The sequence below is a fragment of the Emticicia aquatica genome (assembly GCF_923079645.1).
Classification (GTDB): domain Bacteria; phylum Bacteroidota; class Bacteroidia; order Cytophagales; family Spirosomataceae; genus Emticicia; species Emticicia aquatica.
In genome coordinates, this window is sequence record NZ_CAKLPY010000007.1 from 75,965 (window position 1) to 85,859 (window position 9,895).

Annotated in this window: 7 protein-coding genes; all 7 read right to left on the bottom strand. The window is 33.4% G+C overall.

Annotation, left to right across the window (positions count from 1 at the left end; genetic code table 11):
* Positions 1 to 41: 41 nt before the first annotated feature.
* Positions 42 to 779: a hypothetical protein gene (locus tag MJQ71_RS19920; protein WP_238808701.1), complete on the bottom strand. Its 738-nt coding sequence runs from the start codon at positions 777 to 779 to the stop codon at positions 42 to 44.
* A 47-nt stretch (positions 780 to 826) separates the two neighbouring features.
* Positions 827 to 3,289: a WD40/YVTN/BNR-like repeat-containing protein gene (locus MJQ71_RS19925; protein ID WP_238808702.1), complete on the bottom strand. Its 2,463-nt coding sequence runs from the start codon at positions 3,287 to 3,289 to the stop codon at positions 827 to 829.
* 14 nt (positions 3,290 to 3,303) lie between these two features.
* Positions 3,304 to 4,332, bottom strand: coding sequence for a phage tail-like protein (locus tag MJQ71_RS19930; protein ID WP_238808703.1), 1,029 nt, complete (start codon positions 4,330 to 4,332; stop codon positions 3,304 to 3,306).
* Between the two features lie 161 nt (positions 4,333 to 4,493).
* Positions 4,494 to 4,868: a LytR/AlgR family response regulator transcription factor gene (locus MJQ71_RS19935; RefSeq protein WP_238808704.1), complete on the bottom strand. Its 375-nt coding sequence runs from the start codon at positions 4,866 to 4,868 to the stop codon at positions 4,494 to 4,496.
* Positions 4,869 to 4,956: 88 nt separating this feature from the next.
* Positions 4,957 to 5,811 (bottom strand): hypothetical protein, encoded by an 855-nt coding sequence (locus MJQ71_RS19940; protein ID WP_238808705.1) that lies wholly within the window; start codon positions 5,809 to 5,811, stop codon positions 4,957 to 4,959.
* A 140-nt stretch (positions 5,812 to 5,951) separates the two neighbouring features.
* The gene (locus MJQ71_RS19945) at positions 5,952 to 6,584 is read right to left on the bottom strand and encodes a response regulator (RefSeq protein ID WP_238808706.1); all 633 of its coding nucleotides are present in this window, start codon (positions 6,582 to 6,584) and stop codon (positions 5,952 to 5,954) included.
* A 63-nt stretch (positions 6,585 to 6,647) separates the two neighbouring features.
* Positions 6,648 to 9,557, bottom strand: a complete 2,910-nt coding sequence (locus tag MJQ71_RS19950; RefSeq protein ID WP_238808707.1) for a sensor histidine kinase — start codon at positions 9,555 to 9,557, stop codon at positions 6,648 to 6,650.
* Positions 9,558 to 9,895: the final 338 nt, after the last annotated feature.

The following is a 9,895-nucleotide window of genomic DNA, read 5'->3' on the forward strand; positions in this document are numbered from 1 at the left end:
AAAGGCTGATATTATTACTCAGCCTTTCTTCTGAAAAACTCTTATTTTATTATATCAAATAAATCGGTTTTTACCTCTGCTTCTTGCAAATTCATTCCTGTTTTTAGGTTTTCAACAGTTATTGTCATAGGCCCTAATTTATGACTCGTTGCAATATTTGCCCCTGTTTTAGTTTTTGTCCAATTATCCCACGTTGCTTCTATTCCACCAATTGGAAGAATTTTTACCCATAATTTATAAGACTTTGGCACGCCTGATTTATCTAAAAACCATAAATAAGAATCTCCTGGAGTAACTCCACCCGAAGCATAACTCACTAAAAGAGCTTCTTCATTGTTATCCGTTTTAACAATTTTTCTGGTTACACCTTCATCAAAAACTTTATACGGAGCAATCAACCAAAAGGAATCATTACAAAAAATCGCCCAAGCTTTCCCTCGTAAAACATCTAACTGAGCATCAGTAATTTCTTTTCCTTCGCTAAATGCTTTTCCTTTGTTCCATTCTTTTAAGTTTAAAAAAACATCATTTTTGTCCCACTTAACTTGCACCATTTCATTTTTTTTATCCCAAACAATATGATGCACTCCTTTATGCGTCCACGAAATTACGCTGGTGCTATCCCATGCTGACTTGTTCAATGCGACTTGCATTTTTTGAGCCATTAAATCTGCTTTCTCAGGATTTCCGCCTGTTGGTAATTTTTCATTGAAGATAAAATATGCTACTACGAACAAAACCAAGATTACTATTGCAAAATAAAGAACTATCTTTTTCATTTTTATATCAATTCAGTTGAATAATGACAAAGATATTCAGATTTTCACTAATAACAACCATTGACATTGGCGATGAAAGTTGAACCGTTAGCTGCTTTAAAGCCTGTGCTTCCATCAGCATTGGGCGAAAGTGTGATTTTATCCCTAACTCTTAGCATGTTTGTTCCTCCATTTGCTATTTTATTTTTGGCATTTACTTCTGTGGCTGTTGTCAATACATCTTGTCCATTAAGCACATCATTGGTAGGCGAAACCAATGATAGATAACCATTTTGGCAAGGAAGGAGATTTGTTGTAAAAATACCTCGTCCGTGAGTAGCTACAACTATTTTTTTATCGGCTTCTCGGTAAATAAGCATGTCGCATCTTACATTGGCTAAATTAGCATTAGTTGGCGTCCAGTTTGGATTGATTGCATTAAAATCATTGGATGTCCAAACTCCTAATTCAGTAGCTAGAAAAACCTGATTTTTATCCAATGGATTAAAAATTCCATATCGTACAGGTATATTCGGTAAACCATAGCTATTTTCGTCTTTGCTTATCCAATAAGCACCTTGTGTTGAAGTGTACCAAACCGATTTTGTATCATAATTTGATAATGTTACTAATAATTCATTATCAGATGAACCAAAATCAATAGAAGAAACTTCTCCAGATGAAGTAAAACCATTGGCAGGTAGATTTATACGAGTAATGGTAGGCGAACTTCCTCGAAAATCAGTAATTTTATAAATTCCGCCAGAAGAAGTCCCAACAAAAATCGTATTTGGTAATAACCCTACTTTTATAAACGAAACACTCATTGCCTGTGCAATTGTTACAGTTTGTACTACATTATTTGAACCAACTTCAGTAACAACGTAAAAACTAGTACTATTACTCCCATAATTTTTGTAAGTATAAAGTATGTTATTTTGCGAATCATAGTCGGCTGGATTTAAAAAAACTCCAGAATTACTATCTCCAATTATTGCTTTTTGATACACACCATTTCTATTTAAGAGATAATAATTATTATATATATACGACGAAATCTGAACATTTGCATCGTCTTTGTCAATAAAACACTGAACTCCATCACCACCAGTAGCGACACTTGCTTGTTGAGATATATCAACCTTTAATGTCCCATTATCTTGCGTTCCACCCAAAATGTAGTTATCATTGGCAATATTTTTTATAGCAACGGTATAAAATTGAGTCACACTGTAACCATTATTTCGTGCTGATGCAGTAACACTGTGTGCATGAATATTTGGGTCGCCATAATTAGGTGAATAATATATGCCTCCGTCGTTTCCCATGATTACTTCATTGCTATTATTGGGTTTAAATTCTACAGCATGATGATCGGTGTGAATACCTATATTTCCCGAAACCCATGTTTGTCCCCCATCTGTTGACCTGCTATGTTCAGCACCACCTATTATGACAAGATTTGCATTGATAGGGCTTATTTTAATAATTAAATCATACCAGCCCTGATTACTCGTTATTTCGTTTGTAGAACCATTCCATGTAGGAATTGTCAAATCAGTCCACGTAATACCAGCATTTGTACTTTTCTTAAACCATGCAAAATTATTAGTATTATTAATGCTGGTTGCATAAATAACTTGATTTGAACCAACTAGATTATTTGACAATGCAATTTCGGTTCTATTTCCAGTTGTTGCAGGGGGAGTTATATTCGTCCAGGATGTACCATCATTACTGACATTATTAGTTTTATAGATTTTAGATGGATTAGTGGCAGCGTATATAACACCGTCGGCAGCGATTTCAATGTCTGTGATTGTTTGACTCCCAATGGTTGTTGCTAGTGACCAAGTAAGTCCTCCATCATTAGAAATCATCAAACCTTGTTTCGTGCCAGCAAACACCTGCCCTTGTGTATTTACCTGAATTTTTTGGATATAACTAAATGTCGTATTTGTACTCGGAATTGTAGAAGCGAGCCTACTCCATGTGACTCCACCATTGGTTGTTTTCCAAATTCCTCCACCTCTTACGGCGTCTAAATTGTTCCAACCTTCACCAGTTCCAACATAAAAAACTTGTGAATTTTGTGGAGATGCTGCAATACAAGAAATAGCAATATTATCCCAAAAATCATCAACTTTATTCCAAACAGCATTCGCATCAGTAATATCATTATTGTACCATAAGCCACCAGCAGCACCTCCAGCCCAAACTTTTTTATATTGCACATCATTTGGGTCAAACATCAATGCACGCGTGCGACCGCCAATACCACGAGGACCTTTTTCAGACCAATTAATAAATGGAATTGCTGCATTAGCACTTGCATTTTTAATTTGATTTATTCGTTGAATTGTATAGTTTCTAGCTTTTTCTAGTTCTGGAAATGGGATAATTCCTGAAATAGTACTTTTTATCTTTTCAAAGTCAGCCCTTACTCTTTCGCTAGGGTGGTCTTGTGCAATGCTTTTAATAGTTAGCAAAATCCCAAAAAGTAGTCCAATACTAAAACGCAAATTTTTCATGTGATACTGATAGCTTATTTTTGTTTGAGTGTGTCTATTTCTTTTTGTTGCTCGATAATATAAAGTGTTAATTCTTCAATTTTTTGCATCATTTTAGTCATCAAAAGAGAAACCTGTCCACCATTTTCTTGAATTTCTTTTGCCGAAGGAATATCTGGTAAATGTTTATTCTGAGCAATAAACGTCTTTACTTCGCTCAAAGGTCTAAGTTTAAAACTATCTTCAAAAACATAATCAGCCCAGTTTGATTCGATAACTACCTCTTTGGCTCGAATACTTCCATTGACAGATAATTTATACCCATCAGTCGTGAAAGTACCGATAGCGACTTCACCAGTATTATTTTTTACCACAAAATGCGTATTCCCACTTGTTGTAAGAGTCGGTTGCTGGAATATTCTGAAATCATTGTTGTAATTGTCTAAAGACCAAACAGGTGTTATGGCTGGATCACTTCCTGCTTGGTTGCTCAATGTTAGTCGTTTTCGGGTCATTAGCTCGCCCACCACATCTAATTTTGTGAGAGGCGTAGCAGTACCAACACCAACATTTCCTGCATAATAATTATATATACCATTATTCCCACCCACCTGAATGCCTAAGTTTTTAGGAGCAAAAAGCATGGTAGGGCTTGTTGAAGCGTTAATAATTAAAGCTCCAGAAGTCGTGTTTTTATTCAAAGAACCATAATTACTGCCCACATCAAATAAACCCAAATCGCCTTCCACACTCAATTTGTAATTGGGTGTAGCAATACCAATTCCAACATTTCCTGTATTTGTGCTATATTGATTATTACCATCAATTTGCCACGTGCCGTAAGTATTTGCTATATTTTGCCAAGTTGTTCCATCCCAATATTTCATTACATTGAGTAAATTATCAAAAACCATAGTACCTTTAGATTGACCCAAAAGAGCATCAATTTGACTCGTACTCATCTGCGGTAAAATAATACCTTGTGGTGAGATTGTACTATTTTGTGCATAAATTTTATAAGTTAATATTTGAACTAAAAAGCAGAATAAAACTATTTTTCTCATCTTGATTTTTGTTTTTTATTTAAAATCCAATGTTTTTAATCGCTGTATTTTTAATCTTACCAGCAATATTACTTACCATATCATAACCAAAAGTTGACATATTTTTACTTAGAATAAAAACATAAATCATTGATAATAAGCAGAATACACACAATTCCAACTCAAACCAATTGATTATTGTTTTTCATAAAAAGCTTAGATTTTCGTCTCGAAATTCCGACACTTTGACCATTGGTCAATCTAAATTCTTTTAAAACTTTCCTAAAGTCGTAATCCTCAACATAACCAACATTTACAACTTGGCTTCGATTAGCTCTGATAAATGTTTGGGTGTCCTTTAAGACATTTTCAAAGACTGAAAGTGTGCGTGACGAAAGAATTTTCAATCCAGTATTTAAGTGAATCATTGTATAATTCGTTTCACTTTCTAGCAAAACCATATCTGTAGTTTTGATATTAGTTAATTTGCCTTTATACCTTATTTTTATGATGCCTTGAGCAACATTTCGGCGTTGTGCTTCTAAAAAGTTATCCATATTTACATTTGGCTATTTTTCAAAAATCTTTTTTTATACGTTATTTTCAAAGTCAATTTATTACCGCTAATCACTATACGTAAATATTTCAGAAATGTACAATAATCACACCGAATCCACCATAACCACCACCTAAATAAGCACAAGCTCCACCACCGCCAGGTACAAAACCATTTTTCCTAGATTCGGATTTTCCAACATACGCTCCTGATGGGACTTCAAATTCAATTGTACTGCTCTTTCCACCATTTTTAAAACTTGGATATGTTCCTCCTCCCACTCCGCTTTGAACAATTTTTCGCCAAACAGAACTGCTAACGCTCTGAAAATTGAAAACTGCACTTCCACCATGTTCGCCTGGCACACTAGCTTCTAATCCATTTGTGTAAAACAACCATGCTCCACTTCCTCCTTCACTTTGACTAGCGTTATATGCAAATGCATCAATTCCTCCACCGATTCGACCAAAATAACTACCTCTATTTTCTCCTCTTACAAAATTGATAGTCATTTCATCGTTTGGTGTTACGGCAAACCCATATCTGGAATATTCACCCCCACCACCGCCTTCACACGAAACATTAGCACCAGCCGTTGTAATAGACTGACCATCTCCACCTGCACCCCACAGTTCTACTTTAATGTACGTCACACCAGCTGGGACTGTCCACGTTCCATTCTCTGTAAAAGTTAAATGGTTTTTAAAATCCGATGTAGCCACTTGCGATGCCGCCAGATAATTCCAAGTATTACCATCATGTAGAGCCAATTTCTTTTCATCACTATTAAAAATGATATTTCCCGCCTGTTGCGGTGGTAAAGTATTTTGTTCAATAGTTGATAAACGAGGCAGTGTTAAACTTTTAGGGCTTAGTTCAGAAGCAATTTGGCTGAAAACCTTGTTTGTGAGAATTAAGAAAAAGACGAACCAGTATTTTTTCATTTACATCAAATTTATTTGACACAAAATTGCTCATCTATTCGATATTCATCAATACCATGATTTGGGGAGGAAAATACATTTTGAGGTATTAAAACAAAACGAAATGCAAGTCAATAACCCTTTTGGGTTATATCAAACATTTAAGAAGCGATGATTCCACTACGAATTGCCTTTGCAACTGCTTCGGGTCCGCATTGCACGTGAAGTTTTTGGTAGGTATTTTTGATGTGTCTTCGTACTGTTTCCACTGAAATATTTAATTCAATCGAAATCATACGATACGAAAACCCTTTAGCCAAATATGATAGCACTTCTCTTTCTCTTTCTGTTAGCTTATATTCATCTTGCGTTGACTGTTTACGAAAAGACTGCAAAACCTTGTTTGCAATAAATGGCGACATGGGAGCTCCGCCATCATTTACCTCTTTTATAGCCTGAATAAGCCGAGTTGATGAATCTTTTTTCAAAATATATCCATCTGCACCTTTACTCAAACATTCAAAAAGGTGCTCATTTCCATCAAAAACGGTATGCATAATTATTTTTATTTCAGGAAAATGGCTTTTTATTTCGAAAACTCCTTCAATTCCACTTCGCTGTGGCATATCAATATCCATTACTATAACATGTGGCCGTTCATTTCGAGTATTTTGAAGAGCATTTACGCAATTTTCATAACAACCAACTAACTCAAAATCTTCGGTTGTTTCAATCAACAATGCCAAAAGTTGGCTTAATCGTATGTTATCTTCGTAAATAGCTATTTTTATCATCTTTTTTTATACAAAGTTCAATAATAATCATTATTGACCCAATAACCCCTTTCGGGAATTTAATCATCTCAAAGGTATTCTAATTTCATATTTCGTTCCTTGCCCTTCTGCACTGTTTATTTTGCAAGTACCTTTTAATTCTTTTGTTCGACTTTGAATATTTTTCAAACCATTTCGATTAGTCTCTAAATCAACATTAAATCCTTTTCCATTATCTGAAAAATTAATTTCTAAATAATTAAAATTCACTTGACAATATAAAACTATTTTTGAGCATTCACTATGCTTTAAAGCATTGTTTATCAATTCTTTACATATCAAATATATGTTTCTTTTTTTATCCATTGACATACTTCTATTACCGAGCGAATAAGCCTCAAATTCGTATTGAATCTCTTTTGCTTCAATCAATTCAGCCGCTTCAGAATTGATTCTAGTAAACAAACTTTCAAGGCTATCAAATTGCGGATTCACATTCCAAATAATATAATCAATGGCTGTTCCTGCTTGCTTTGCTTCATCAGTAATCATTTCAGCAAACGAATAACCTGAGTGATTTTCTGTCAATTTCTTTTTTATTAAATCACCTAAAATCCCAATACTACTCAACGAAGCACCAATTTCATCATGCAAATCTGACGAAATACGATTCCGCATCAACTGAAGTTTCTTAAATTCACTTATTCTGTACCAGTAAAGTGCATAAACAACTCCAATAATCATTAAAATAAGCACAATTTTAAACCAAATTGTTTCATACCACGCAGGCAAAATTTCAAATTTTAAAATACGTGTATTTGTATTCCAATTTCCAGCAACTTCTGCATATTGAACCTCCAAAACATAATTACCTTGCTCTAAATTTGAGAAAGTTACCGTCGGATTTACCCCATTTTCAATCCATTTCTCATTAATGCCCGTCATCCGATAACGGTATTTATTTTTAGCTTGATTTTCGAAATTTAATGGACTAAAAGCAAAACTAAGGTTATTTTGTTTGCGAGTAAAAACCAAACTTTGGTCTAAATTTACTTTTTTTTCACTACCCAAAATAGCAATTTGACTAAGCTTAAGTTGATTTTTATATTGTTCTAAATTCGCGTTTTTTAGATTAAAAATTGAAAAACCATTTTTATGACCAATCAATAATTCATTGGTCAACATCAAAAAGCCATTCCGAATATCATTATTCAGTAGCCCATCAAATTGTGTAAAACGACTAATTCGCTTATCTTTTGTAATCCGAACTAATCCTTCCGCTGTACCAATCCATGTATTTTCATTCAAATCTTCTTCAATAGCAAAACATTGTCCATCCGCAAAAATTGGTTTTAAATCTTCAGCATGAACTTCTTCCGTAATCAATCCATTAGTATTCAGCCTATTATATCCTCCATAACCCGAAAACAATAATTCATGTTTTGGACTCACCGAAACATCCAAATAATAATCGCCAATAAACTTTTTATGTTCATTAATTGAACTCAGCTCTTTAAATTCATTTGTCTTTAAATCAAAATAGGCAATCCCAAAGCCACTCGGTATCCAACCTGCAATCCACATTTTTTGGTCTTGTGTGTAACATAAACGATGAAACAAGTTTTCTTTGAAAAATGTCGGATAAGGCAGTTTTTTCCATAGTTCAATAAAAGTATTTTTCGATAAATCTAATACTTTTATAGGCTCATTTGGTGACAATATCCAAAGTCTATTATATTCATCAAGTTCTATTGAATTAACCTCTTGAGAAACTAGTTTTTTTAATTTTTCACCTTTTTTTATCTCAAATAGTCCTTTATTACTCGCCACATAAAGGCGTTTATTTACTGTTTTTATGGCTTTTATATCGCATCCAAATAACTGAATTATTTTTACAAAATCATTGGTAGACTTATTCCATTGTAAAATATCACCTGAGCTCATCCCAAGTAAATAATTTCCTTCATTGACAGACTCAAAACACCGAATAATAGCTGGATAATCTAGTACTTCCTTTGAAATTTGGACTTGTTTAATTAGCTGATTTTCATTTTCCTGCTTAAATAGCCCTTCATTTGTTCCAACCCATAATTCATTTTTATCAGAATCAGCAAAAATCTTATTGAATATTATCCCTTCTTCGATGAATCTATCAATCTCTTCTATTTGATTTTTAATCACATTTAGACGAAAAAGATGATTTCTTGAAATACAAATTAAGTCGTTCGTTCTCGAAAACTGAATCTGTTCAATTGGTTCATCAATTTTATATTTTACCTGAAATATCTTCTTTTTAATATCAAATTCGCCCAATTCACCTTCTCTATTTCCTATCCAAAAAGTAGAATTAGCCTTATTAAATGTTAGTGAATTAAAAGATTTATCCTTTAAAAATCGAATCCATCGTTTTTTTTGTTCATCAAATTGGCATAAGCCCATTGGACTTACACTCCATAATTTACCTTCATGGTCAACCGAAAATTTAGCTATTGAAGGATTCTGTTGATTTTTCTTTAAAATTTGGAAGTATGTAAGTCGATTTTGTTTAGCATCATAACACTTTATATGATGAAAGTCTGTTGACCAAACTCTCTCTTTTTCATCCACAAAAATTTCATTATAATGGTCATTATCAGGATTGTCATCAGTCAATTGATTAGCAATTTTCAGCTCTAATAATAAAGATTTTGTATTCAAACTCCATAATCCTTTCTCATTGCTGAACCAAAGTTTTCCTTTTTTTGAAATAGTCAATCCTTTTGGTGTCGATAAACTTCCAAATTGTTGAAACTGATACCCATCATACCGAGAAATACCCAAGTTGGTTGCCAACCATAAATACCCTTGCGAATCCTTACTAATGCTTAGAACATTATTCGATGAAAGCCCATTTTTGGTACTTATTTTCTCAAAAACTAGATTTTGAGCATAAATATCGCAAAAAAACACCAACAAAATTAATGTAAAAAAGTAATTAAGGGAGCTTTTATTCATTTTATAATCTTTATATTCCATTTTAAGCTTTCATTCACGAAATATACAAATAAAGAATAATATTGTTGAATTAGAATATACTCGTAATTGATACTATATTTTTATAAAAAACGACTCTACTTTTCCAGTAAAACTATATAAATCTGTAAAATAAAAGGATATATAATAGAAAAAGGGGTTTTGAGAGTATTCCAGAGGTGTAAATCTAACTGATTATCAATTTTGCAATAAATGCAAAAAGAGTAACCCTTTAGAGGTTACTCTTTTAAATAAAATTCTGGCATCTACCTACTCTCCCGAGTTTGAACTCAGTACCATCGGCGGTGCGGGGCTTAACT

Bases quoted from the DNA above. Each gene is read 5' to 3' on its own strand.
- MJQ71_RS19945 (WP_238808706.1), bottom strand. From the start codon at position 6,584: ATGATAAAAATAGCTATTTACGAAGATAACATACGATTAAGCCAACTT.
- MJQ71_RS19925 (WP_238808702.1), bottom strand. From the start codon at position 3,289: ATGAAAAATTTGCGTTTTAGTATTGGACTACTTTTTGGGATTTTGCTA.
- MJQ71_RS19940 (WP_238808705.1), bottom strand. From the start codon at position 5,811: ATGAAAAAATACTGGTTCGTCTTTTTCTTAATTCTCACAAACAAGGTT.
- MJQ71_RS19935 (WP_238808704.1), bottom strand. From the start codon at position 4,868: ATGGATAACTTTTTAGAAGCACAACGCCGAAATGTTGCTCAAGGCATC.
- MJQ71_RS19950 (WP_238808707.1), bottom strand. From the start codon at position 9,557: ATGAATAAAAGCTCCCTTAATTACTTTTTTACATTAATTTTGTTGGTG.
- MJQ71_RS19930 (WP_238808703.1), bottom strand. From the start codon at position 4,332: ATGAGAAAAATAGTTTTATTCTGCTTTTTAGTTCAAATATTAACTTAT.
- MJQ71_RS19920 (WP_238808701.1), bottom strand. From the start codon at position 779: ATGAAAAAGATAGTTCTTTATTTTGCAATAGTAATCTTGGTTTTGTTC.